Source organism: Thermosynechococcus sp. B1 (genome assembly GCF_030322985.1).
Classification (GTDB): Bacteria; Cyanobacteriota; Cyanobacteriia; order Thermosynechococcales; family Thermosynechococcaceae; genus Thermosynechococcus.
The window spans coordinates 1147703-1171485 of record NZ_CP096573.1; the positions used below are offsets into that span (position 1 = coordinate 1147703).

The following is a 23783-nucleotide window of genomic DNA, read 5'->3' on the forward strand; positions in this document are numbered from 1 at the left end:
AGCAAGATTCGCTGGCGTTGAAAGAGTTGCATTGTTGGGGGGATATCAATGCCGACAGCACCCTATGCGATCGCCACACCACCCGTTAAACCACCTTGGATTGACACACGACTCATGAACAAAGATCAACCCTTAGCACCCGTCTTTCGCCACATGGCCAGTGGCCTGTTTCCATCCACCACTGAAACTTACGAACGCGGCAAAACCATTTTCTTTCCGGGGGATCCAGCGGAAAAGGTCTATTTTCTCCTCAAGGGGGCAGTGAAGCTCTCACGGGTGTATGAAGCAGGCGAGGAAATTACGGTGGCACTGCTGCGGGAAAATACCGTATTTGGGGTGCTGTCCCTGATTACCGGCACCCGCTCCGATCGCTTTTACCATGCGGTGGCGTTTACGAATGTGGAGCTATTGGCCGTTCCCATCGAACAGGTGGAAAAGGCGATGCACGAGGATCCCGATTTGCCGATGTTTATGATTCAGGGGCTGTCATCGCGGATCCTGCAAACGGAGATGATGATCGAGACCCTTGCCCACCGCGATATGGGATCCCGCTTGGTGAGCTTTTTGCTGATTCTTTGCCGTGATTTTGGGATTCCCACGAGTGCGGGAGTCACTGTGGATTTGAAGCTTTCCCATCAGGCGATCGCCGAGGCCATTGGTTCGACACGGGTCACTGTGACTCGCCTATTGGGGGAACTTCGGGATCAAAAAATGATCTCAATTCATAAAAAGAAAATCACGGTGCATAATCCGCTGATGCTGAGCCAGCAGTTTACCTAGGTCACGAGTTGGCCATAGTCGAGTTTGATCAGGCGATCGGCCACGTCAAAGTAGCGATCGTCATGGCTAATCACAAATACCGTTTTGCCCTGAGCCTTTAGCTCAGGGAGGAGTTGGCGGTAGAAAATATCCCGAAAGAGGGGATCTTGATCCGCTGCCCATTCATCAAAGAGGTAGGCGGGGCGATCATCAAGGTAGGCCATCAACAACCCCAAACGCTTGCGCTCCCCTTGGGAAAGAGATGTCGTGGAAAAGCGGTTGCCTTCTAGGCGAACTTTGTGGCTGAGGCGCAATTTTTCAAGATATGCTGGGACGGCTGCTAGGCGTTCGGGGGATTCAATTCCCAGCAGTGACTCAAAAAGATAAAAGTCACTAAAAACGGTGGCAAAGTGTTGGCGATACCATTCGTAGTCCTCAGGCTGCAAACAGTGATCATCCACCCAAATTTCCCCCTGATCGGGAATGTAGAGTCCTGTAATAATTTTCGCTAGCGTTGACTTGCCGCTGCCGTTGCCACCGACAATAAAAAGAAGTTCCCCAGCCTCCACGGTCAAACTCAAAGGGCCTAGGGTAAAGGTCGCAGGTTCATCCCCATGGCCACTGCGGTACTGATGACGGATCTGCCGCAGAGAGAGGGTTTTCCAGCCAAGGGGAGGGAGTTCGCCTGTATCGTTGAGGTTTTGGCGCGGATCTCCAAGGCTCAGTTGTAGGGATTCCACCTTCTTGAGGGCAACGCTGGCACGACTAAATACCGGAATGGCATCAATCACCTGTTGCATCGGCAGCATGAGGTAAATGATCGTCAGAACATACCCTGAGAGAACTGTGGGTGTGGCTCCCAGCAAATGGGGCAGCGTAAAGAGAAAGAAGCCAATGGTAACAAAGAGCAGCAACTGCCCCCAACTGGCAGCAATGGCAAAGACCATGTACCCTAGCTCGTTTTGCTGCCGTGTTTTCTGAGCAGTGGGTTCCAATTCCCGATAAAAGAAGGCCAACCGCCGTTGCCGATTGAGCTTGAGTTCTTTGTTGCCCTCAGTGAGTGTCCGAAAGTGTTGAAAGAGGTGATCCTGTTGCTGCCGTGCCCGCTCTAGGAATTTGCGTGCTCTGCCCGCTAGAAACAAGTAGCTGCCAGTACCAATGACAATCAAGCCCACAAGGGCAAAAAAGAGGGGCGGCGACAACCAACCCATGTAAATCAGGCAGCCAATAACAATGGCAATGGCATTAAAAAGATTGGGCAGGACAGAAAAGGAACGGGAGACGGCATCCACGTCCTCTGTCAGCGTCGCAAGGAGTTGCGGATTGCCAATGGCTTCTAACTGGCGTAGGGGTGAAGCGAGAATCTGGCGGCTGAGGAGGAGGCGCATTTCATAAACCGCCTGTTGGGCAGCCCGCACCAGGAGCACTTGGGCGCTAAAGTGGGTCAGCAGTAGGAGCGTGCCGAGGAGAATAAATCCCCAAGGTAAGAGGCGCTGGAGGGCAGGGGTTTTTTGGAGGGCAGCATTGATCAGGGCAATGAGCGCAGCCGTACTGCCACCGTTGAGAAGGCCAGCGATCGCTGCCGCAACAATCGTCGGCCAAGCCGCCCGTAAAAGAATCCGAAAGAGCTTCACGAATCTGTTGTCTCATCAGGGGTGGGATTGGACTCAGACTCTTCGAGATTCAACTTGGGAATAAAACTGGGGCGATCGGCATTTTCCCAACCGGGGGGACGCTTCGAGTTGTACCATGCAATGAGGCCAATACTCACGGCCGCCACAAGACCCAGCAACAACACCCCATAAAAGGGGACAAAGTTACCTGCACCAACGGTAAAGCTAATCCCCGATGACCCCATTATCGTCCTCGTTAACATTTTTTAGAAATATGTAGAACACCACTATATCAACCCTATGGTTGCTTTGAGAATCCTGAGAGTTGGAAGCGGCTGTGCTGCCTAAGGTACAGTACAAGATAAAGAAGTTTTGCTGACTGTCCCCCCTCTTTGTCAACAATCAACCATGAGCGATCGCGCCCTTCGCCCGGCTGTTGTAGCTGCTGTGGAACCCGGCTCTATTGCCGCTGAGTTGGGATTTGAACCCGGTGATGCGTTGGTGGCCATTAATGGCGATCGCCCCCGCGATTTGATTGATTATCGGTTTCTCTGTGCCGAGGAATACCTCACCCTCGAAATACTGGGCAAAGACGGCCAAACCTACGTTCTCGAAATTGAAAAAGACATTGATGAAGATTTAGGACTGGAGTTTACCACTGCCCTCTTTGATGGGTTGATGCAGTGCAACAATCGCTGCCCTTTTTGTTTTATTGATCAGCAGCCCCCCGGCAAACGGGAAAGCCTCTACGCCAAGGATGACGACTACCGCCTCAGCTTCCTCTACGGCAGCTACATTACCCTGACGAACCTGCTTCCCTCAGAATGGCAACGCATTGCCCGCTTGCGCCTTTCCCCCCTCTATGTCTCTGTCCATGCCACAGTAGCCAGTGTTCGCCAACGCCTACTGAAAAATCCACGGGCGGGGGAAATTCTGCAACAGATTCGCTGGTTTCAAGAGCAACGGCTGCAACTCCATGCCCAAGTGGTTGTCTGTCCGGGGATTAATGACGGCGAGTGCCTCGAGCAAACACTGCGGGATTTAGCCCAGTTCTATGATCCTGAAGAGCCAACCGTGCTCTCGGTGGCGGTGGTGCCCGTGGGACTGACCCGCTTTCGCCCTGCTGAGGATGAACTGATTCCCGTCACCCCTGATCATGCCCAAGCGGTGATTCAATGGGTACAGGCGCTCCAACGGCGGTTTGAACAGCAGTGGCAAACCCCCTTTGCTTGGCTAGCAGATGAATGGTTCTTGATTGCCGGATCGCCCTTACCCCCCGCCGCCCACTATCAGGACTATCCGCAACTCAGTAATGGCGTGGGAACGATTCGCCTGTTTTTAGAAGAGTTTGAGCTTCACGCCCAACAGCTTCCCCAACGCTTACCGCAGCCGCGTCATCTGAGTTGGGTGGTGGGTAATACCGTGGAACAGGCCTTTGCACCCTTGGTGGCTCGCCTTAACCAAATTGAGAACCTGCGCCTTGATCTCTATGCCCTCGCTAGCGACTATTGGGGACAGCAGATGTCCGTGACAGGGCTATTAACCGGCCATGATTTGATCTATCACCTGAAGGGCAAACCCTTGGGCGATCGCCTGCTTCTGCCCAGTCTGATGCTCAAGCACGATGAACCCGTTTTTCTCGATGATGTGCCTTTAGCCACTGTGGAGGAAGCACTAGGGGTCCCCATTCAAGTGGTCTCTGGTGGCGCGGCAGGGATTATTGCTGCTTGTACTCACCCCTAAAATGCCTGATCTTGCCCCTTGGGATCCCCGCAACCTATAATGGCTGGATGCTGTCCGCTGCACACTCAACGCTATGATTGCCACCTCATCCCGTCCGGTTCGCATTGGTTCCCGCAAAAGTCAACTGGCTCTCGTGCAAACGGAATGGGTACAGGCGCAACTGCAAGCCCACTATCGCGATCGCGCCTTTGAGGTGGTGACCATGACCACCCAAGGAGACAATATCCTTGATGTCGCCCTTGCCAAAATTGGCGATAAAGGCCTCTTTACCAAAGAGCTAGAACTCTCAATGCTGCGGGGTGAGACCGATTTGGCCGTTCACTCCCTCAAGGACTTACCCACCAAGTTGCCCGATGGTTTAGTTTTAGGCGCGATTACTGAGCGGGAAGACCCAGCAGATGCCCTTATTTTAGGTGCAAAATGGACAGGACACACCATTGATACCCTACCTGAAGGCACGGTCATTGGTACTTCGTCACTGCGTCGCTTGGCACAGTTGCGCCACCACTACCCCCATCTCACGTTTAAGGATGTGCGGGGCAATCTAAATACTCGCTTGGCCAAATTAGATGCTGGGGAATACGATGCCTTGATTTTGGCGGTGGCTGGCCTGCGGCGTTTGGGCTTTGGCGATCGCATTAGCCAAGTCTTACCCGCAACAGTCTCCCTTTATGCCGTGGGTCAGGGCGCCTTGGGCATTGAATGCCGCGCCGACGATGCTGACATTTTAGCCTTGGTCAAGACCCTTGAACATCCAGAAACAGCAGCCCGTTGCCTAGCAGAGCGAGCCTTCCTACGGCAATTGGAAGGGGGCTGTCAAGTGCCCATTGGGGTGCATACGGTGATTGAGAATGGTCAACTCACCCTCACAGGATTGGTCGCCAGTCTCGATGGCCAACGCCTTGTCAAGGACAGTCTTACAGGAGATGCCGCCACAGCCGAAGAACTGGGGACGCGCCTTGCTTTGAAGCTGCGGGAACAGGGAGCCTCAGAGATTTTGGAAGAAATTTTTGCTACTGCCCGTCTCGAGCGTTAGTTTATCCCTACCATGGAACCCCTACCATTGTAAAAGCAGCCCAGTAGTAGGGATGATCGAGGGAACGACGACCAGCCCCTTGGGTAACTTCTGGGGGTAACGGGATGCGGCCACGAATTGTTTGCAGTTCATTGTCTTGGATGCGAATATTGCCGCGCAGCATCGCTAGCTGCGCTTGCCGTAGCGCCTCGGCCTTAATGGGTACCGTATTTAACAAATCGTAGAAAGTAGTCATCAGCGCCAACGTCCCCTCATCGCTGACATACCACAAACTGGCCAGCACCGACTTCGCCCCCGCCTGTACCGCCAGACCCGCAAACCCCAGTTCTGCATCCAAATCTCCAACCGCCGTGCGGCAGGCACTGAGGGTCAAAAATTCTGCTTGGGGACGGTTAAGCTGTAAGCCTTGGAACTGCAAAAGATTCAATCGCCCATCCCTAAAAGCAATGTAGGAATTTTCTGCAGCTCCTGGTTGAAACTCAGCGTGAGTGGCCAAATGGATTACAGGGTAGAGTCCTTGACGGCGCTGTTGTCTAAAATTGGCAATTGTAAAGGCCTCATTGAGAAAGGCTTGACCTCCTCCTAGGTTTTTAACAATCTGCGCCACCTCTAGGGGCGCCATCGGCAAGGGGGACTGATCCGGGAATTCCGATGCCCCCATTGCCAAGATGGGTTCCTGTTGAATACTGCGGTAGCGAATATCCATGAGCCTTATACTGGGAACCAGTGCCGTGCTAAATTGCTCTACAAGAAAGTTTTGACCATCATGGAGCGCTGCCAAGGGAATGCTACGCATACCACTGTCTAGAACAAAGACCAGTGTGTCAATGCCCTGGGCATTCAATTTAGCACGCAAAGGGTCAATCAACCATTGGTAAAGCTGTTGTGCCGCCGGTAGGTAAGTACGGGTATTGATCAGGCGTGGATCACGCACCCTGTTAATAAAAGTATCCACTGTTTTTAATAACTGTTGACGCCCCACTCCCTGCAGCGGTGTATAAAGCGGCCTCCCCTCTAGGGTAACCAAGATGAGATCAAATTGGTCAGGCCGGGCTAGGGTGTAAATGACAGCTGGCTTTTTACCTGTTTGCTTGGCAATTTCATTGAGGGCTGCCTGCAAATCCTCAAGGGAGAAATCCTGCCTATCACAGGTACGTTCTAGATAACTGCTAACTTCTAGACAGCCCCGTAGATCGAGTAACGCCAGTGCACCTTCAATGTTATTGCTAGCTAGGGCAGTCTCGATATCTCTAGTTAAGAGAATTTCAGGGGGAACGCTGGGTACTTTAAGGGGTTCTGGGATGACTGGTGTAGGGGGTTCTAATAGTGGATTGGCTTCTTCAGGAGAAATCAAGCTGCTATCGACAACATTTTGAGCTGTATTTTCAAAACGGATATTTCCGACCTCCACAAGACCTAAAAGCGTTTTGGGTACAGGAATAATCGATCCCTCGGCTTGAATTGCCCCTGCAGTTCCATTCGTTTCGGAATTGCCCACTAAAAATGGAGTGGCATTGTTGATAAAAATATTCACTGAGTCACCCCATACCGTGGTAGGTACACCATTGAAAACAAACGTACCCAAGCCACGCAGTGAATTTTGCGCATAAATATCAACACTGCCCGCCCCAGCATTAATCCAGTTGAAAACTAGATTGCCTCCCCTTAGGTTGACATCCCCACCACCGGTCATCAAATGGCCCAGCGTTAAGTTGCCGCTGGGTATTGTCTGGAGATTAGTGAATAGATCAGGCAGTGTTAAATCATCATCCGGAATTGGATCAATCGTACCTCTAGAGGTTGGAATAGGGAAATCACCAGTCCAAGCTAAGAAGTTACCACCGTTGGTGAAGATATCACCCGTCGTAATCGTAGGCGCAAACAGTGTAACATTGCCACCACTGCCAGCTGTATTGATATTACCTGTTGTTAAAGCACCCCTGTAGGCAACAGCAGCCAAATCACCCCCGCGAGTCGTGATATTACCAGTTGTTATGTCAGTTATGGAATCAAGATAAACAAAACCACCGTTGCTGTTGATATTGCCAGTTGAAATACCCCCGCTTCCTGAAAAGACTGCGATCGCTCCGCCTGCACTGATTAGGTTGCCGAGAGTGATGTCATTAAAAGCAACTACGCCGATAGTACCACTACTTTGAGTTACTTGCAAATTACCAGCAGTAATCTTAAGTACAGAGTCTAGACTAATATCTGAACTAGTGGTGACATTGTTCAACTGAATATTACCAAGAGCATTGATGCTTAGACTTGCAGTGTTGACTGTTCCTGAAACGGCGGTTTGACCTGTTGAGTCAATATTCAAAGAATGATTGCCATTGATATTGCCATTGAATGTAATATTTTTCCCTGAAAAGCTCGTTGAGTTTAGTAGAGTTGTGTTACCACTGAATTGGATACTGCCTGCAGATGCATTAACTAAACCTCCAAGGGAAATCGTACCCCCACTACTCTGTAGATTAATACTTCCACCTGATGTACTGAGAACATTGCCACTAGAAGGAAGGAAGATATTGCCACTAGCTTGGAGGGTGATATTGGCGCCATTAGTTTGTATGGGAGCATTGGCACTAATGTTTGCTGCACTGATATTAATTGGATTATTGAAGGATGATTGATTTTGAATCACTCCCTGTGCTTGTAATACCAAGCTCCCCTGAAGCGAGATGGGGTAGCCGATGATGATATCATTATCAGCCTGTAGCGTGAGTGAGTTTGTCGAGCTGCTGGAAATTGAGGTTTCTACATAGATATTCCCAGTAGAATTTGCAGTACTGTCTGTTGTTATCACAACGTTTGTGGAATTGAGTGCTGATAACAGCGTTCCTATAGTTAACACAGAAACTGAAGGAAAGTTTGATAATGCTTTAAAGGGCGAAGAGGAAGTAATGTTCAAATCATACATGCTATTACTGATATATATGTCTGTTGGATCAAGTAATAATGTTCCTGTGTTGCCATTTAGGGCAGTGGTATCGACTCTGCCTTGAAAATCCAGAAACTGTTTGCTGGAAACTTCGACAAAGCCGCCATCTCCCCCAAGGGCACCGCCACGGCTACTGATCTGGCCATAAAAACGCGTGTTGTGCTCTGCCCAATTGATAATTGTGCCCCCGTTACCCTGATGGGTGGCATCAGCATTCAAAAGAGTACCGGCATTAACAAAAAGGTTTTGTGCATTGAAGCTGCTCTCTAGACGGCCGGTTCCAGTTGTTCCCCCTAGGTAGTCACCACCAATGAGAATTGTGCCGCCCCCTGTATTACCCGCAGCATTCAGTTGAGCATTAATCAGAGCAATATTACTGCCTTGGCCAGCAATGGTGATTTTACCCCCGGCGCCGGTGGTATGACTCACATCAATCGTGCCGCCAATGACTGCTGTATTTGTGGTTAGGGGAATCTTGGTACTGTCGTGAACCAAATGAATCGTGCCATCTGGATTTTGAATCACGCTATTGACGGCAGGATAGCCATTACCCCCTGTGAGTAACGTCGGGAGATCAATTGGCTGAATAATGCCTGCGGCGGGCAATCGCTCTTTGGGAATCTCTAGACTGAGGAGCATGCCCTCTTGGGAAATGCGCACCAGACCTGATTCAGGTACCGCCACAACATTGACCGTGCCCCCCGTTGCGCCAAGGGTACCTGTATTGATCACCTGATGCGCCATCAAGGTCAGGGATTGACCAGCATTCACCCTAAGATTGCCTTCATTAATTAGGATGCCTCTATTAGCAAATTCAAAGCCAATCGGGGAGCCATTGAGTTGGCTGTAGGTGTTTGAACCATTGAGATCAAAGAGGCCATTGCCAAAGTGAACGCGCTGGGCTGTCGAGGCATGGAATGCCGCTGGTAGATTCAACTGCGCATTCGGACCAAAAACAATACCTGCAGGATTCAGGAGGTAGAGATGACTGTTTCCGCCTGTAACTTGCAGCACGCCGTTGATATAACTAGCACTGCCACCATTGACGCCAGCAAGAATGTTGCGAATTTGCGGGGTAGAAAGAAAGTTGGCGATTTGCCCCTGCTGGACATTGAAATCACGAAACAGGTGAAAAAGGTTTTGGCCATCGGCAGAACGTTGTCCGCCACCAATGTTGAACTGATGGTTGACGGTTTCTACGGTGGTGCCAGTGGCATTGGGAGCGGGGGTAATTTCAGCAAGGGCGGGTGTACCAAGAAAAGAGGTCAAGCTAGTCAGGATCACCCAGCTGTAGGGCAACACTTTTGTTAAGCATTGAGAATTCATATGACGTTATGTAAAAAAACTTGCTAATGAGGATAGTTTTATCCTCAGGGACTATTTTAAGTGCAATCAAGGCAATGTGCCACTTGGCAAAGTGTCTGGTGCGGGTACTGTCTAAAATAGGGCATTAAGAACAGAGCGCAATTTGAAGCGGAGGGCGATCGCCGTCAAGTTATCGTGGCCATTGACTTGATTCCCCATATCAATCAATTTATGGAGCGACTGACTGAGGGGGATACTAAAGTCGAGCATCGGGACTAAGTGGCTAATGATATGGGTTTCAAGGCAGCGATTATCGGACAGACCATCGGAGCAAAGTAAAACCAGGGTATCTTCTTCGATGTCTAGGTCGATGACTTCTGGGTAGATGGCCTCATTGTTGCGAGGGCCGAGGGCTTGGGTGAGTTGGTAGGCATCGGGGCGGCCATAGGCAATCTCCGGCTCGACCCCCTGTTGGATAAGACGTTGACCGACTTCGTGATCAATGGTGAGTTGTTGCAGTCCTTGACGTTTGGTAAAGCGGTAAATGCGACTATCACCGACATGGCCAAGGCGTAGGTGGTAGTTATGCACTAGAGCCATGACCAGCGTTGTCCCCATGCGGCCACTGCCGGTTTTCCCTTTTTGATCATTAGTGGCAAAAATGACTTCATTGGCACGGTAAATGGCCTTGCGAACCTCTTCAGCGCTAGGGAGTTCTCCCTGCCACGGCCATGTCTGTTCAAAGTATTCGTGAATAGTTTTAGTGGCAAGGGAACTGGCAATTTCACCTTCTGCATGCCCCCCCATGCCGTCACAGAGCACGTAAAGTCCCTGAACATCCAACTGCTGCCCTTGGGGGGTGAGACGCACTTGCTGCCGATGATCAATCAGGTAAAAATCCTCGTTGTGGTGGCGATCGCGCCCGGTGTCTGTCTGGGCAGCAACATCCACTTGAACCAGTTGCCGCGGTAAGAGGGCAGTGGGTGCATCCTCAATAGCGGTATGATCCTCTTCTGGTGATTCTGATGAGAGGGTGATGTCTGGCAGTTCATTAATCAAGTCACCCGTACTTTCACCTGTCTCCTCCTCAAAGTCTGGCAGAGGTTCATTGCGCAGGGTGGAGGCGAGAGAGTCGAGCAACATCTGAATTTCTGAGATTTTCTCCAGAGGAGCCGTGCTCAAGGAGACCAAGAGCGGCATAAAAACGGCTTGACGACGACTAGAGGCATGGCGAAATAACTCTTCCCAAACAGTAACGAGGCTGGGGGGTGGCGTGGGTCGCTCAAAGGTTTTCACTAAGGGCAAGGTGAAGTCCAGTTGATGCAGCCGCAATTGATCGTCAGGGTTGACGGCTAAATTCCTAACTGTGAGCAAGGAATAATGGCAGTGCCACGGTTCTAGAGTCTTCCACAGCTCAATCATGTCCTCTAGGTACTGAAAAATTTGCCCATCGGAAATGTTGTCGTCTTGCCAGACATCTTGCAGAGGGCGCGCTGTGTGATTGTAGTCGAGAATAATGCCGTGGCAGTAGTTGGCCGGTAAGTTGCTTGTGGAAACGGTATCTAGCCACGCATCGTGAATGGCTGGAATGGTTTCGGGATAGACAAGGTGCAAGGCAAGGTAGGCGATCGCCACCGCACTGAGGTCAGGGTATTGAGCTTGCAAATGGGGAATGACCACACTGGGGTCGAGAATGTTTAACCCCTGTGCCCAATCCTGAGCCGTTTCGCGGAGGGCTTCTAAGAGCGTCGGTTCCTCAGGCTGTAGGTCCTGTACCAGTTGGGGCAAATCACAGGCGTAACGGTGATCCCAGCGTTGGTAGCGGTGCTGTGGGTCAAAAAAAGCGGCGGCATTGGGAGGATTGGTGTCCTGCTCAAACACAGTTCCCTCAGAGTTACGGTTGGGGACAGCCAAAATGGGGTGATCGGTATAGGCAGGATAGAGAACGCCCCACCAAAGTTTGAGGTTTTGATCAGTTTGAGCGGTAGGCATTAGAGCAGATGAGCCAGCAAAGACAGCACAGTGACGACCACCCCTTGCGGTGTGGGAGCGGTATCCCCTATTGTATAGCGATCGCCCTAGGACAACCCTTGATCTGGGGGTTGCTGCTGTTATTCCTCAGCCATTGCCATCACAGGAAATGATTTGGGCAGCAGGGTCGAGGAAACATGACGCGTCACCGGTTGATGTAAACGAATTAACTGTGCCAAAGTTGACTTCAGGTGAGTCCGCGGCACAATCACATCCACAAAGCCGCATTTCTGGACAAATTCGGCGGTTTGGAAGTCATCGGGGAGTTTTTCCCGCAGCGTTTGCTCAATAACCCGCCGCCCCGCAAAGGCGATCGTTGCTTTTGGCTCGGCAATAATAATATCCCCTAACATGGCAAAGCTAGCCGTCACGCCCCCAGCAGTGGGATGGGTCAAGACGGGGATATAAAGCAGACCTGCACTGCGATGCCGTTCGAGGGCAGCAGCCGTTTTCGCCATTTGCACCAAGCTGAGCATCCCTTCTTGCATGCGGGCACCGCCAGAGGCACAGACAATCACAAGGGGAATCTGCTCCCAAGTGGCCCGTTCAATCAGGCGGGTGATTTTCTCGCCGACCACGCTGCCCATGCTACCGCCCATGAAGGCAAAGTCCATCACCCCTAAGGCAACCGGCAGCCCCTCCAGTTGGCCGAGGCCGGTTTGTACGGCATCCTTGAGACCGGTTTTCTCTTGATACTCCCGCAGGCGATCGCTATAGGGCTTGCGATCCTTAAATTGCAAGGGGTCACAACTGACCAAATTTTCATCGAGGGGGCGCCATGTGTGGGGGTCAATCAGTTGTTGGATACGCTCACTACTGCTGACGCGATGGTGATGGCCGCACTCTGGGCACACCAGTTGATGGCTATGCAGATCTTTGCTGTAGATCATGATGCCACAGGCTTCGCACTTTGTCCAAAGACCATCAGCGATCTCCCGCTCTGGCTGCATGGGGGTCAAGGCGGTTTCTTTACGGCGATTTGCAAACCAATCAAATAAAGACATTGTAGAAAATTCCCTTTAACGTTGAGGTCTCAAATAGCACGTTTGTATGGGTCTCTCTCAGGAGCGTCCACTAAGAATAATTACTTATCATGCCACTTTGTTGCATTTTTGCAATATATCGCACAAGTTTGAAAAATTATGCAAGGGGCTGTGGCGAGATCACCGATCCAAGGGGAAGTTCGGTGTCACAATAAAAGGGAGTTAACAATTCGCAGCGTAGCACTGGGTTGAATCTATGTCCATGGTTGCAGTCGTGGTGGCGATCGCCATCTTGGGAATCTTGATTTTTGTCCATGAGTGGGGGCACTTTATCGCTGCCCGCAGCCAAGGCATTCATGTCAACCGCTTTTCTATTGGGTTTGGCCCGATCCTCTGGAAGTTTCAAGGCAAGGATACGGAGTACGCCCTGCGCCTGATTCCCCTAGGGGGCTATGTGGGATTCCCAGACGATGACCCCAATAGCAGCGTTCCCGCCAACGATCCCAATCTCCTGAGCAACCGGCCGATTTTGGATCGCGCCATTGTCATCAGCGCGGGGGTGATTGCCAACTTGGTCTTTGCCTATTTGCTACTGCTGGTGCAAGTGGGCGTCATGGGCATTAGTCAGGCCACCTACTATGAGGGTGTCCTCATTCCCGCCCTTGTCCCCGAAAGTAGTCTTGTGGCCACCAGAGCGGGCATTCAGCCGGGGGACTTGGTTTTAGCCGTGGATGGCCAACCCTTGGGTGCCGATGCCAATAGCTTACCAAACCTGATGCGAGCCATTCAGCAGCATCCGCAGCAACCCCTGACACTGACGATTCAACGTCAAGGGCACATCCAAGAGATTACCGTCACGCCAGAGGTGAGTGAGGATGGTCAAGCCCGGATTGGCGTTCAATTAGCCCCCCATGCCGACATTTACCGCGAACACACCTTAAACCCGATTAAATTAGTCACGGCGGCAGCAGCGGAGTTTCAGCGGGTGGTTGTGCTGACCCTAGAGGGGTTTCGCGAACTTTTCCAGCATTTTGATCAAGCGGCTCAACAGGTCTCAGGACCGGTGGCGATCGTAGCGATGGGCGCGGATATTGCCCGCTCCAATGCTGAACAGCTCTTTACCTTTACCGCCTTGATCAGTATTAACCTTGCAATTATCAATATTCTGCCCTTTCCAGCCCTTGACGGCGGTCAACTGCTCTTTTTACTGGTGGAAGCGCTGCGGGGTCGCCCCTTACCCAATCGCATTCAAGAGGGCGTCATGCAAACGGGGCTGGTGTTGCTCCTTGGACTGGGGATGTTCCTCATCGTGCGGGACACCGTGAACCTCACGGGCTTGGGCTGGGTGCAGCAACTCTTTTAAGGGCTTCTATGGCGATTACCCGTCGTCTTGCGGCCAAGCAACAACGGGCCTTGGAAATTCTCACCCGCCTCAAGCGCCTCTATCCGGATGCCACCTGTAGCCTCAACTTTGCCAATCCGCTGCAACTGCTGGTAGCCACGATTCTCTCTGCCCAATGCACGGATGAGCGGGTGAATCAAGTCACCCCGGCACTGTTTGCTCGCTATCGTGATGCCGAGGACTTTGCCATGGCTGATTTGGCTGAGCTAGAACAGTACATCAAGTCCACTGGTTTTTATCGCAATAAAGCCCGCCATATTCAAGGCGCCTGCCGCCGCATTGTCGAAGTCTATGGGGGTCAGGTGCCCAAGGTGATGGAAGATTTGCTTTCACTGCCGGGGGTAGCTCGCAAAACAGCCAATGTGGTTCTTGCCCATGGCTACGGCATTTTGGGGGGAGTGACGGTGGATACCCATGTCAAGCGGCTGAGTCGGCGGTTGGGGCTGACCCAAGAAACGGATCCCGTGAAAATTGAGCGGGACTTAATGCGCCTGATCCCCCAGCCCGATTGGGAAAACTGGTCAATTCGCTTGATTTACCATGGCCGCGCCGTTTGCCAAGCGCGCCAACCCCAGTGCGAAGGCTGTGAACTCATTGACTTGTGTGCCACAGGTAGGAAGCTGATACCAAAGTCATAGGGGATTTGCCATGAAAACCCTAACCACAACTACGGGCGAACAGCGTGTCACGCTCCACGGCCTCACTTGGCAGCAGTACCAACAGATTCTCAATGCTCTGCCGCAAACCCGTGCTGCCCACTTGATATTTGATTGTGGAACCCTTGAAATTACGATGCCCCTCGAAGAGCATGAGTTTGCCAGTGAGCTGATCGGTCTATTTTTGCGCATTCTGGTGGTGGAAACAGGACTGCGGCTGCGATCGCTGCGCTCAACAACCCTGTGGCGACCGGATCTGAAGCGAGGAGCAGAACCAGATAATGCCTATTACATCTACCATCAACCACAGGTGGCTGGCCGCAGCATTGATCTGAGCATTGATCCACCGCCTGATTTAGTGATTGAGGTGGACATGACCCATACCGATATCGATAAAAACCAGCTGTATGCGGCCTTGGGGGTACCGGAGCTATGGCGGTACAATGGTCGGGAATGGCAAATTTTCCAGTTGCGGGACGGATGCTATCAAGGGTGCGATCGCTCCCCTTTATTTCCATGGGTGCCCAAGGAATGCCTTTATCGCTTCTTGGCAGAGGCCAAAATGGATGAGGTAGAGGCAGAGAAAAATTGGCGACGCTGGGTACGGGAACAACGGCCATGATGATTTATCGCCTCAATGCCCTTACAGATAACTACATTTTTTTGCTCCATGATCCGCAAACGGGGACAGCGGCAGTGGTGGATCCGGCAGAGCCAGAACCTGTTCTTGCCAAATTAGCGGAATTGAGAGCAACACTGACGGCGATCTTCAATACCCACCACCACTGGGATCATGTGGGTGCCAATCGTGCCCTGCGATCGCGCTTCCCCAATATCGAAGTCTATGGCAGCCGCGAAGATCAAGGCCGCATTCCAGAGCAAACGGTTTTTCTTAGTGCCGGCGATCGCGTGCCCTTTGGCGAACATGCTTTTGAGGTGTTGTTTGTTCCCGGCCATACCCGCGGTCACATTGCCTACTATGAGCCAGCAACGGGCGATCTGTTTTGCGGTGATACCCTCTTTGGCGGTGGCTGTGGTCGTCTTTTTGAGGGGACACCGGCACAGATGTTGGAGTCTTTGAATCGACTGCGGCAATTGCCGGAGCAAACGCGGGTCTGGTGCGCCCACGAATATACCCAAAAGAACCTCAGCTTTGCCCTGACAGTGGATGCCAATAATCCTGCCCTGCAAGAGCGCTATGCTCAAGTCTGTCGCGATCGCGCCCAAGGAAAAAGCACGATTCCCAGTACGATTGGCGTTGAAAAGGCAACGAATCCTTTTTTACGCTGTGAAGTCAGCACCATTCAAGCAGCAGTGGAGGCAACCACCCCCCTCCAAACCTTTACACGGTTGCGGGGTAAACGGGATCAATACTAGGTGCCTATTGAGCACATCAGAACGGTAATCTAGTTTTATATTCCTCTACCCCCAAAGCTGCGATGGCAGTTTCCTATCAGAGTCGCTTCTTGAGCTTTTGGCAACAGCAATGGCACCGTTGGCGGCAACACTGGCAACGCCAACTATGGCAAATTGAAAGCAGCCTCAGTGGCACGCTGCAGGTGATTGGCGCCATTCTGGCACAGGTTTGGCAGCGGGGACTCCCCCAACTCATGGGCAGCGTCTCTCGAATGCGTCAACGCCTCCTAGCGCAACCCACAGCGGCACCCCCTGCCGATGAAGCACTGCTAACTGTGATGTCTGCCCTCTCCCTGACGAAAGGGGAGGATGACTCTTGGGTGGTGGCGATCGCCCCCATTGCCCGTCCACTGACTTGGTGGCAGCGCTGGTTTCAACCCCCGTCCAAGACGTTACCGCCACAGGACGCGCCTTTGGCACAGCGGCAACCCTTTTACCTTGCCTGCGATCGCGCCGCAAAATCCCTATTGCTTGTGGATGAGGCTGCCCGTCCCTTGAAAATCTTCACCGCCACAGAACAGCAGCAAATTGAGCAACACATTGCCTATGCCTTGGCAGCGTACTATCAGCACCTTCGGCAGTGGTATCGGCGACGGCATCACTGGCTCTGGGGTTGGCAGCAGCGATCGCTCAAAGCAGGCTCTAACCCACCGTCCTGTTTGGTGGGCAATTTTCTAGGGCAACTTCAGTTAACAGGTGCTAGTGAAGGGGATTTAGTCCTACCCACGGTGTCTCCCCTAACCGCTGCCCTCCGCTGGTTGCGATCGCGCCTTCCCTTCGGCCGCAAAAATACGCTGTCCCAAGGGCGGGTACAGGGGATTGCCACCCTTCTAGAAACCCAGCAGATGGTGCTCATCGGCACCGATAACGAGATTCTTTATACCCTCACCCCTGCCCAACAGGCGCAAGTTCTGGCTTGGATTGAACGCCATCTCAATCCCTTCAAGCTGCCCTTCCCAGACTGGCTGAGTCAACTCTCCTATTGGCTAGGGGGATTCCAACCCCCAGTGGTGGCAGCCGTAAATTCACCGCTATTGGCGGCTACGGATCCTTTGCCAGTCTTTTCTCCCGTGGAGACCCTTCTTAGCCTAGGCAGTCGCTCTGATTCCCTAGCCCATTCGCCACCCTCAGAAACTGCGGCCACCAGTGTCCCTCCAAATCCAGAGCAGTTAATTCTTGATGTGGATGCTGCCCTGATTGGCTATGAACTCCACTGGTTTGAACGGCTCCTGCTGTGGTGCGATCGCCTGTTTCTCTGGATTGAAGAACACCTGATTCGTTTGGGTCGTTGGCTCTTGCAGCAGTGGCAACGCTAGCGGTTCTCAATCTGACGAATTGCGTCCATCATTTCGTTGTAGGACTGCATATTCCCCTGTTGGCGATAGAGTTCAGCGGCTTGGCGCAGATCCGGTAGGCTCGCTTTGGAGTTCTGTTCAAGGAGATACGTTACACCCCGCACCGCAAAGGGGATGGGATCTTTGGGGGTGAGTTGCGTCAAGGCCGTCCAACTGGGGCGACTGAGGGCATAGTCTCCCATGAGAAAAGCCGCAATTCCCCGCAGCAAATGATAGTCGGTGCTCTTGGGATTGGCGGCAATGAGACGATCAAACACGGGGATACTGCGGCGAAAATCGCCACTGAGAAACAGCGCCAAGGATTGAATCATCTGTAGATCGCTGTTGTTGGGACTGAGGGCAAGGGCGCGATCGCTATCCGCAACGGCAGTACCAAAGTTGCCGAGGAGCAAATTCAAAAAGCTACGGATGCCATAGGCTTCGGTGTACTGGGGATTGAGGGCGATCGCCTTGGCAATGTCCTGCTGAATCGTGCCGGGGCGTTCAGCCATATTGCGGACAAACGTATCCAGCATCGGGGTGGGCGGGTTGGGGGGAAAGGCATCCTTGAGAATAGGGTTACCTTGGGTCAGACGACTCAGGTACTTGGTTCCCAGTTCTTCACCGAGCTGATTAAAGTCTTGGTGAGGCACAAGGGCAAACATTTGCGCTACGGCCCGTCCCAGATAGGCTTCACTGTAGTTGGGATTGAGGGCGATCGCCTGGGTATAGTTGTCAATGGCGGCGGCAAAATTCTTGCGTTGGAAGTGCTCCTCAGCGGCGAGGAAATAGTCCGCTGCCTTCAGGGGGGTCGGGGCAGGCAGAGCCGTGGTTTCCCGCGACGGTGTGGCCAAACTCAAGTAGGTATTGATGGGAATGCCGAGATTAAAGCCGCGTTTCACAAAGACAGTACTGGAGCCACTGCCCTCCTGCACAAGGGTAGAAGCAATATCGGCACTGCCATGAACCCCAATTAAACGGCCATTTTCATCGAGGACAGGGCCGCCACTCATCCCCGGCAAGGTGGGATTGCTATAGACCAAGGCATAGCCATCTTGAATCGGACGCGAGGCATTGGCCGTCAACCGCCCCTCGGTAAATTGATAAATGCCCCCCAGAACCGAGGCCTCCTGAGCAGGAAAACCAGCCACAAAAACGGGCATGCCCTCCACTGCCTCTACGGAGTTTCCCAGTGTGGCAAGGGTGTAATCGCGGTTGCTTTCAATTTCCAGCGTGGCCAGATCAACGCCGGGCAAGCGACGAATGGAATTGGGTCGCATGGCATAGCGCTGACCATCAACCGTTTTCACCGTGTACTGGCCGGCCTTTTCAACCACATGGTAGGCGGTGAGGATAACGTAGGTACTGCCCTTGCGCTGCAGTAGGATACCTGAGCCGTGGCTGTTGGCACCTTCAATGAGCACGGTGATATTTTTGGCAATGCGGGCAACTTCTGTAACGCTCACCCCTTGAGCCGGAAAAGGCTGAGCAATATGGACGGTGGCGATCGCCATTCCTACCAATGACCAACTGTGCCAGCGCCCCATCGGGATGCCTCCAAGCAGACTCTAGCCCCACGATAGCCTATTTCTCAGGGATTCTAGGTAGAGCCAAGGGACAGTTGAACGGCGGTAATCGCCTCCACCAAGGGCGATCGCAAGGCAGCGATATACTCTGGCCAGCCAATGAGAATTGGTTGCTGATGGGCAAGGGTCTGTCCCTGTAACCCCGTAGCATCAAAGCGCAAGGGATTTCCCTGCAAGTCGGTGCACACCAAACCTGCTGCCGTTGCTAAAGCCAAGGGGGCGGTGGTGTCCCAGAGCTTCACCCGCTGATTTAAGTAAAGGTAGAGTCCCGCCCGTCCCAAAATCACTTCAATCACCTTGAGGCCAAAACTGCCCAGAAAGCGAAATTCCACTTGGGGCAACACCTGATGAATTGCATCGCCGTAGGTGCGGTAGTCGCGATAGCCAATCATGATCGGGCAATGGTCTTCATTAGGAGAGGGCGGGCAAACGGGTAAGAGGGGGACAGGGGGGCCACCACTGCTCATCTGAAAGAGTCCCCAATCTTTACCGCCATAGTAGAGGTGATCCAGATTGGGAGCATAGATCCAACCCGCCACTGGACTGTAGTGCGCCAGCAGGCCCACCATGAGGGCGTAACCTTGGCGATGGTGAATCAGATCATCCGTGCCATCGAGGGGATCAATCAGCCAGTAGCGATTTTTCGGTTCTTGAAAGATCGCTTGGGAGTCAGCATTTTCTTCGCTGATGATGCCATCCTCAGGAAACCAAGCGCGAAATTTCTGACTTAGCAGCCGATCCAAGAAGCGATCAATACTGGTGGCAAAGTCTTGGCGTCCCTTTTCAATGACCTCAAAGGGTTGCTGTGCCAGTTGCCGTGCCCGCTGCCCCGCTTGGCGCAGAAGTTGATTGATTTGCCAGATTTGGCTAGAGGTCAGGGGGGGAGAAGTCATCATTTGAGGTCCAGCCGTCCACTTTCCTTCAGTTTGGCGTTAAAGACCAGCGGCTCCTGTAGCGATCGCTGCTTTAGCTGTTCCAGAATTGCTGCTTCAACCCGCCGCGCCACCTGTTTTAGCAGTTTCGGTTGCGTCAATGGATCGGCACTTGCCCATGCAGTGCGTTCGGCCTCGGTCATTTGCTCCCTGACATCAATGGCATTTTCCCACTGGGGGCGATCGCGATCGTTGCCGAGGGGGACGGTTCCCAATTCCGCTAGCCACTGTTGTTTTACAGCTTCTAGCCACGGGCGATCGGGACGTTCGATGGCGATCGCCTTATAGCCACGACACTGCTGCGGACAACGCACAAGGTGTTGCAGCAAACTCAGTCGCATATCCCGCGAATAGCCAATATACTGTACGCTGCCAGTGGCATCAAAAATGGCATAGAGACCGATCGCCCCCTTAAGATCCGGTGCTACCCGACCTGAACCATCAATGTAGGGATGGAAGGGCAATTCAGCCAAAGTCGGCGCAGGAAAGCTCATGTTGGCAGGGGTGGCTCATCTTTGCGTGCTTCACCCTCAGTATGCCCTATCTGTGGATGTGTGGCAGGAGTGGGAGATTTGGTATGGGCCCTTTGGCGCAATTGTTGTGCCCGTTGGCGCAGTTCTTGAAAGTAGTCGGTGCTGGTAATTTCGGCAACGGATTTCTTTCGCTTTTCTTGGTCAATTTCGATTTTTAGTTCACTCAGTTCCTCCTCCAGTTGATCTTGGCGCTGCTCTACCGCCTGTGCCATGTCCAAAAAGACTTGGGCAAGTTCTGCCATATCATCACTCCCTTGAGCATAGTGCCTGAGAACTCTGGGATTAAACTCGTTAAACTGGTCATGCTTGAGGGCGTGGGCAGCACTGACAAGGGCACGAATCGGCTTAGTAATCGAACGAGCCACAATCAGGGAAATGAGAATGACCCCAACACCAACAAAGAAAAGACTGAGGAAACCTTGGGTCGCCAACCGCTCTAAGGGCGCTAGAAACTCGCTCAACCGTACACTGACCACAACAACGCCCTGATGACGGGTCAGGGGCGCATAGGCATAGATATAATCGGCATCGCCTCCGGAAGAACGACTGGCGAGGAGAGCACCGACCTCTTTTGATTTGGCCTTGAGAAAGACATTGCGCAAGGTGTAGCTGCGATCTGCCACTGTGGGAATGGGTTGAGGTGATGTCAAGAGAAAATATTGGTCGCGAATCTCGGGGGGGAGTGGTTCAATGCTATGCAAATTCAGGTAAGGATTTGTGGTGCTCAGAATCAGACCGTGATCATCAATGAGAAAAGATTCACCGTGAATATCGGGCACTAGGTAGGTCACGATGTCTTTGACTGCGGTCGCTTGTAGAGGTAGTAGAACTGCTCCCAATCGTTCATTATTGCTATCAATAATCGTTTGGAAGACAACAAACAGGGGTCGCTCAGTGATCGCGCTATTGATTTTGACCCGAGAAATGAAGTAGTCTGCTGTTGCCGACTGCTGCCAGAGGGGGGTGTTCTTGTAGTCTAGCCCCAGACGGGTACGCCGTGTCCCTGCGATCGCTTGGCCCTCACGGTTGAGGAGAATCACCTGATAATAGGCTGGGTTCAGGTTCTTGACATCTTCGAGGAAGTTATTCATCGTCGCTTGCTCGATGGCACTATGGCTCCCACGCCTCAGGAAATACCGTACGTCACTGTCATTGGCTACCAAGAGAGCATCATTGAGGGCATCCTGAAACAGCTGATCAAGGGAACGGGCTTTGCTGATCGCCAGCAGTTGCAGGGCATCAATTTCCCAACGCTTCATCATTTCAGCGCTTTCAGTTTGGTTGTAGAGCACCACCATCCCCATCGGTAATAGGGAAATCAGCAGCATCACCAGCAGCAGCCGCCCCGAAATTGACCACAAAAGCCTTGACCAACCCTGTCGCCACCGAAGCATGGATCCACTCAAGCTAGAATGGGAATCTTGATCAAACCACCACTGTTCCAGCCTAGTGCGAACGAAGGATATTGGGCGATGTTTTGGACAACTCGGCTATGGCAACGCCGCTGGTCTGCTTGGCTCCACCCTTGGCGGGGGATGGATTGGCTCCTTTTAATTGCCGTATGGCTGATTACGCTGTTGGGGGCAGTGGCCATTCACAGTGCCGAGCTGCACATTGGCGAAAAGGATGGCTTCCAACATCTGGCGATCGCGGGCGTGGGGACGATTTTGCTTTTCCTACTGGCACGGGTGCCGACATCGGTCTTTATCTCAGTCCATTGGTGGGTCTATGGTATCAGTTGTGCCCTTCTACTGGCTGTGAGCTTATTTGGTGTGGAAGCTAACGGTGCCCAAAGTTGGCTGCCCATTGCGGGCTTTAACCTCCAGCCTTCAGAATTTGCCAAAATCTCGATCATCCTCACCCAAGCTGCCCTTCTCCAGCGGGTGCCTGCCAATGGCCTCAGGGGTATTCTACGGGTGTTTGCGGCAACGGTCTTGCCCCTAGGGTTGATTTTATCCGAACCTGATTTGGGGACCTCCCTTGTCTTTGGCGCCATCACCTTGGGCATGCTCTATTGGGCCAATGCCCGTTTGGGCTGGATTGTGCTGATGCTCTCTCCTTTGGTGGCGGCCATTCTCTTTGCCCTACCGCTGCCCTATGCACTCAATCTGGTGCTGTGGTTCCTGTGGACATTAGGGATGGGGGTTGTGGCATGGCAAAACCTGCCCTTGGGGTGGATTGGGGCGATCGGCGGCATTGTTCTGAACCTTTCAGGGGCAGGACTGGGTCAATTGCTGTGGAGTGTTCTCAAGGACTACCAAAAAGACCGCCTCTTAATGTTTTTAGATCCCGATAAGGATCCCTTGGGGGCGGGCTATCACCTGATCCAATCCCGCATTGCCATTGGTGCGGGTGGACTGTGGGGGCGAGGGCTGTTTCACGGCACGCAGACACAATTGGGGTTTATCCCTGAGCAGCACACGGACTTTATTTTCTCCGCCATCGGTGAGGAATTAGGCTTTTTGGGGGGGCTGCTGGTTTTAGGACTGTTTTGGTTGATTGGCCTGCGGCTATTGCAAATTGCCAATAGCGCCCGCAATGATTTTGGCTCGCTCCTAGCCATTGGTCTCTTTGCAATGCTGATGTTCCAAGCGGTGGTCAATATCGGCATGACCATGAACCTATTTCCTGTGACGGGTATTCCCTTGCCCTTCCTCAGCTATGGCCGTTCTGCCCTTTTGGCAACCTATATTGGTTTGGGGCTAGTGCAATCGGTGGCCAATCATTGCCCGCGATCGCGCTACTGAAGTCAAGCACCCTTTGTTAAAATTCATGAAGATTGCCCATAGCAGTGAAATCCCATGAGCGAGTCCCCAGAACCCACGCCCTCCCCTGTCGAGCAGCCCAGTTATGTCAAATTGGCCATGCGGAACATGGTACGCAAGGGGGGCAAATCTCTGACCCATTTTGCCCTCACCAGTATCGGTCTGTTGGCGTTGTTGGTGGGCTTGTCCTACCTCACCCGCTAGTGAGAACACAGCAAAAACAAATGACGGTTACCGTCTATCTAGAACTTCACGATCCTTCCCTGAGCAATGAGGTGGCAGAACTTCCTTGGCAAGTGTGGTTTCGCACGTGGATTGCCATGGTTGAACCAAACCAAGGTAAGGCCTATGAGGTAACACTGCGTTTAACGACGGATGCTGAAATTCAGGTGCTTAATTATCAGTATCGCGATCGCGACACCCCTACGGATGTACTCGCCTTTGCCACCCGTGACTACGGGCTTCCTCTGCCCCCTGCAGAACCAGAGTACCTAGGGGACATTATTATTTCTGGCGACACCGCCCGAAAGCAAGCCAGAGAAGGGGGGTATTCTCTATCCATAGAAGTGACTTGGCTGGCTTGCCATGGCCTCCTCCATCTTTTGGGCTGGGATCATCCCGATGAGACGCAATTGGCGCGCATGCTTGCCCAGCAGGCTGAGTGTCTTAGGGCAGTGGGTCTTGCCCCTCCCTATTCTCCCGATGATCCATAGGAACGAAATCCCAAAGGATGTGCTTAAATGGA

The 23783-nt window shown here is 52.5% G+C and carries 20 protein-coding genes; 11 read left to right on the forward strand and 9 right to left on the reverse strand.

From position 1 onward, the window contains the following. Positions 1-114 precede the first annotated feature (114 nt). On the forward strand, positions 115-780 hold the full coding sequence (gene ntcA / locus M0644_RS05880; protein WP_190278317.1) for a global nitrogen regulator NtcA: 666 nt from the start codon (positions 115-117) through the stop codon (positions 778-780). Here ntcA and M0644_RS05885 read toward each other — a convergent pair. Further along, positions 777-2393, reverse strand: coding sequence for a cyclic peptide export ABC transporter (locus tag M0644_RS05885; protein WP_286627011.1), 1617 nt, complete (start codon positions 2391-2393; stop codon positions 777-779). The two genes, ntcA and M0644_RS05885, sit on opposite strands and share 4 nt — an antisense overlap. Continuing rightward, entirely contained in the window at positions 2390-2635 is a 246-nt protein-coding gene (gene psb35 / locus M0644_RS05890) for a photosystem II assembly protein Psb35 (RefSeq protein WP_399374308.1), read from the reverse strand. The genes M0644_RS05885 and psb35 overlap by 4 nt, the downstream gene beginning before the upstream one ends. Before the next feature lie 145 nt (positions 2636-2780). Here psb35 and M0644_RS05895 point away from each other — a divergent pair, with 145 nt between their 5' ends. Then, a complete protein-coding gene (locus M0644_RS05895) occupies positions 2781-4115 on the forward strand; it encodes a TIGR03279 family radical SAM protein (protein ID WP_286627012.1) in 1335 nt (444 codons plus the stop codon). A gap of 73 nt (positions 4116-4188) precedes the next feature. Then, a complete protein-coding gene (hemC, locus tag M0644_RS05900) occupies positions 4189-5151 on the forward strand; it encodes a hydroxymethylbilane synthase (protein WP_149819026.1) in 963 nt (320 codons plus the stop codon). 7 nt (positions 5152-5158) lie between these two features. Here the strand turns inward: hemC and M0644_RS05905 are convergent, their stop codons facing one another. The 3 genes from M0644_RS05905 to accD form a co-directional block, all read right to left on the reverse strand. Then, positions 5159-9421 carry a CHAT domain-containing protein gene (locus M0644_RS05905; RefSeq protein WP_286627013.1) on the reverse strand — a complete coding sequence of 1421 codons (4263 nt, stop codon included), beginning with the start codon at positions 9419-9421 and terminating at the stop codon, positions 5159-5161. A gap of 111 nt (positions 9422-9532) precedes the next feature. Beyond that, positions 9533-11392 (reverse strand): serine/threonine phosphatase, encoded by a 1860-nt coding sequence (locus M0644_RS05910; protein WP_286627014.1) that lies wholly within the window; start codon positions 11390-11392, stop codon positions 9533-9535. Between the two features lie 119 nt (positions 11393-11511). Further along, complete coding sequence (gene accD / locus M0644_RS05915; protein WP_149819033.1) at positions 11512-12435, reverse strand: acetyl-CoA carboxylase, carboxyltransferase subunit beta; 924 nt, start codon at positions 12433-12435, stop codon at positions 11512-11514. Positions 12436-12670: 235 nt separating this feature from the next. Here accD and rseP point away from each other — a divergent pair, with 235 nt between their 5' ends. From rseP to M0644_RS05940, 5 genes are all read left to right on the forward strand, one after another. Then, positions 12671-13777 carry an RIP metalloprotease RseP gene (rseP, locus tag M0644_RS05920; protein ID WP_286627016.1) on the forward strand — a complete coding sequence of 369 codons (1107 nt, stop codon included), beginning with the start codon at positions 12671-12673 and terminating at the stop codon, positions 13775-13777. Between the two features lie 8 nt (positions 13778-13785). After that, a complete protein-coding gene (gene nth, locus M0644_RS05925; protein ID WP_149819035.1) occupies positions 13786-14454 on the forward strand; it encodes an endonuclease III in 669 nt (222 codons plus the stop codon). A gap of 10 nt (positions 14455-14464) precedes the next feature. Next, positions 14465-15094, forward strand: a complete 630-nt coding sequence (locus M0644_RS05930; protein ID WP_286627017.1) for a Uma2 family endonuclease — start codon at positions 14465-14467, stop codon at positions 15092-15094. Further along, entirely contained in the window at positions 15091-15849 is a 759-nt protein-coding gene (gene gloB, locus M0644_RS05935) for a hydroxyacylglutathione hydrolase (RefSeq protein ID WP_286627163.1), read from the forward strand. The genes M0644_RS05930 and gloB overlap by 4 nt, the downstream gene beginning before the upstream one ends. Positions 15850-15911: 62 nt before the next feature. Continuing rightward, positions 15912-17204, forward strand: a complete 1293-nt coding sequence (locus tag M0644_RS05940) for a hypothetical protein (protein WP_286627018.1) — start codon at positions 15912-15914, stop codon at positions 17202-17204. On the opposite strand, the gene M0644_RS05945 is transcribed toward M0644_RS05940, so the two are convergent. From M0644_RS05945 to M0644_RS05960, 4 genes are read right to left on the reverse strand one after another with little or no spacing between them, the layout of a single operon-like run. Beyond that, a complete protein-coding gene (locus tag M0644_RS05945) occupies positions 17201-18769 on the reverse strand; it encodes a serine protease (RefSeq protein ID WP_286627019.1) in 1569 nt (522 codons plus the stop codon). The genes M0644_RS05940 and M0644_RS05945 overlap by 4 nt on opposite strands. Positions 18770-18822: 53 nt before the next feature. Further along, positions 18823-19704, reverse strand: coding sequence for a 3'(2'),5'-bisphosphate nucleotidase CysQ (locus tag M0644_RS05950; protein ID WP_286627022.1), 882 nt, complete (start codon positions 19702-19704; stop codon positions 18823-18825). Further along, positions 19701-20234: a GIY-YIG nuclease family protein gene (locus M0644_RS05955; protein WP_286627024.1), complete on the reverse strand. Its 534-nt coding sequence runs from the start codon at positions 20232-20234 to the stop codon at positions 19701-19703. The genes M0644_RS05950 and M0644_RS05955 overlap by 4 nt, the downstream gene beginning before the upstream one ends. After that, the gene (locus M0644_RS05960; protein WP_286627026.1) at positions 20231-21667 is read right to left on the reverse strand and encodes a cache domain-containing protein; all 1437 of its coding nucleotides are present in this window, start codon (positions 21665-21667) and stop codon (positions 20231-20233) included. The genes M0644_RS05955 and M0644_RS05960 overlap by 4 nt, the downstream gene beginning before the upstream one ends. A gap of 78 nt (positions 21668-21745) precedes the next feature. Here M0644_RS05960 and rodA point away from each other — a divergent pair, with 78 nt between their 5' ends. The 3 genes from rodA to ybeY are packed head-to-tail and all read left to right on the forward strand — an operon-like array spanning position 21746 to position 23751. After that, positions 21746-23020: a rod shape-determining protein RodA gene (gene rodA / locus M0644_RS05965; RefSeq protein WP_286627028.1), complete on the forward strand. Its 1275-nt coding sequence runs from the start codon at positions 21746-21748 to the stop codon at positions 23018-23020. A gap of 54 nt (positions 23021-23074) precedes the next feature. After that, the gene (locus M0644_RS05970; protein ID WP_149819048.1) at positions 23075-23242 is read left to right on the forward strand and encodes a DUF3285 domain-containing protein; all 168 of its coding nucleotides are present in this window, start codon (positions 23075-23077) and stop codon (positions 23240-23242) included. Between the two features lie 20 nt (positions 23243-23262). Next, complete coding sequence (gene ybeY / locus M0644_RS05975) at positions 23263-23751, forward strand: rRNA maturation RNase YbeY (protein ID WP_286627029.1); 489 nt, start codon at positions 23263-23265, stop codon at positions 23749-23751. Positions 23752-23783: the final 32 nt, after the last annotated feature.

What these genes read in the sequence shown, in the direction of transcription:
- M0644_RS05945 (WP_286627019.1), bottom strand. Translation starts at nt 18,769, where the DNA reads ATGGGGCGCTGGCACAGTTGGTCATTGGTAGGAATGGCGATCGCCACC.
- psb35 (WP_399374308.1), bottom strand. Translation starts at nt 2,635, where the DNA reads ATGTTAACGAGGACGATAATGGGGTCATCGGGGATTAGCTTTACCGTT.
- ntcA (WP_190278317.1), top strand. Translation starts at nt 115, where the DNA reads ATGAACAAAGATCAACCCTTAGCACCCGTCTTTCGCCACATGGCCAGT.
- rseP (WP_286627016.1), top strand. Translation starts at nt 12,671, where the DNA reads ATGTCCATGGTTGCAGTCGTGGTGGCGATCGCCATCTTGGGAATCTTG.
- accD (WP_149819033.1), bottom strand. Translation starts at nt 12,435, where the DNA reads ATGTCTTTATTTGATTGGTTTGCAAATCGCCGTAAAGAAACCGCCTTG.
- M0644_RS05960 (WP_286627026.1), bottom strand. Translation starts at nt 21,667, where the DNA reads ATGCTTCGGTGGCGACAGGGTTGGTCAAGGCTTTTGTGGTCAATTTCG.
- M0644_RS05940 (WP_286627018.1), top strand. Translation starts at nt 15,912, where the DNA reads ATGGCAGTTTCCTATCAGAGTCGCTTCTTGAGCTTTTGGCAACAGCAA.
- ybeY (WP_286627029.1), top strand. Translation starts at nt 23,263, where the DNA reads ATGACGGTTACCGTCTATCTAGAACTTCACGATCCTTCCCTGAGCAAT.
- M0644_RS05955 (WP_286627024.1), bottom strand. Translation starts at nt 20,234, where the DNA reads ATGAGCTTTCCTGCGCCGACTTTGGCTGAATTGCCCTTCCATCCCTAC.
- hemC (WP_149819026.1), top strand. Translation starts at nt 4,189, where the DNA reads ATGATTGCCACCTCATCCCGTCCGGTTCGCATTGGTTCCCGCAAAAGT.
- M0644_RS05970 (WP_149819048.1), top strand. Translation starts at nt 23,075, where the DNA reads ATGAGCGAGTCCCCAGAACCCACGCCCTCCCCTGTCGAGCAGCCCAGT.
- rodA (WP_286627028.1), top strand. Translation starts at nt 21,746, where the DNA reads ATGTTTTGGACAACTCGGCTATGGCAACGCCGCTGGTCTGCTTGGCTC.
- M0644_RS05895 (WP_286627012.1), top strand. Translation starts at nt 2,781, where the DNA reads ATGAGCGATCGCGCCCTTCGCCCGGCTGTTGTAGCTGCTGTGGAACCC.
- M0644_RS05905 (WP_286627013.1), bottom strand. Translation starts at nt 9,421, where the DNA reads ATGAATTCTCAATGCTTAACAAAAGTGTTGCCCTACAGCTGGGTGATC.
- M0644_RS05950 (WP_286627022.1), bottom strand. Translation starts at nt 19,704, where the DNA reads ATGATGACTTCTCCCCCCCTGACCTCTAGCCAAATCTGGCAAATCAAT.
- gloB (WP_286627163.1), top strand. Translation starts at nt 15,091, where the DNA reads ATGATGATTTATCGCCTCAATGCCCTTACAGATAACTACATTTTTTTG.
- nth (WP_149819035.1), top strand. Translation starts at nt 13,786, where the DNA reads ATGGCGATTACCCGTCGTCTTGCGGCCAAGCAACAACGGGCCTTGGAA.
- M0644_RS05930 (WP_286627017.1), top strand. Translation starts at nt 14,465, where the DNA reads ATGAAAACCCTAACCACAACTACGGGCGAACAGCGTGTCACGCTCCAC.
- M0644_RS05910 (WP_286627014.1), bottom strand. Translation starts at nt 11,392, where the DNA reads ATGCCTACCGCTCAAACTGATCAAAACCTCAAACTTTGGTGGGGCGTT.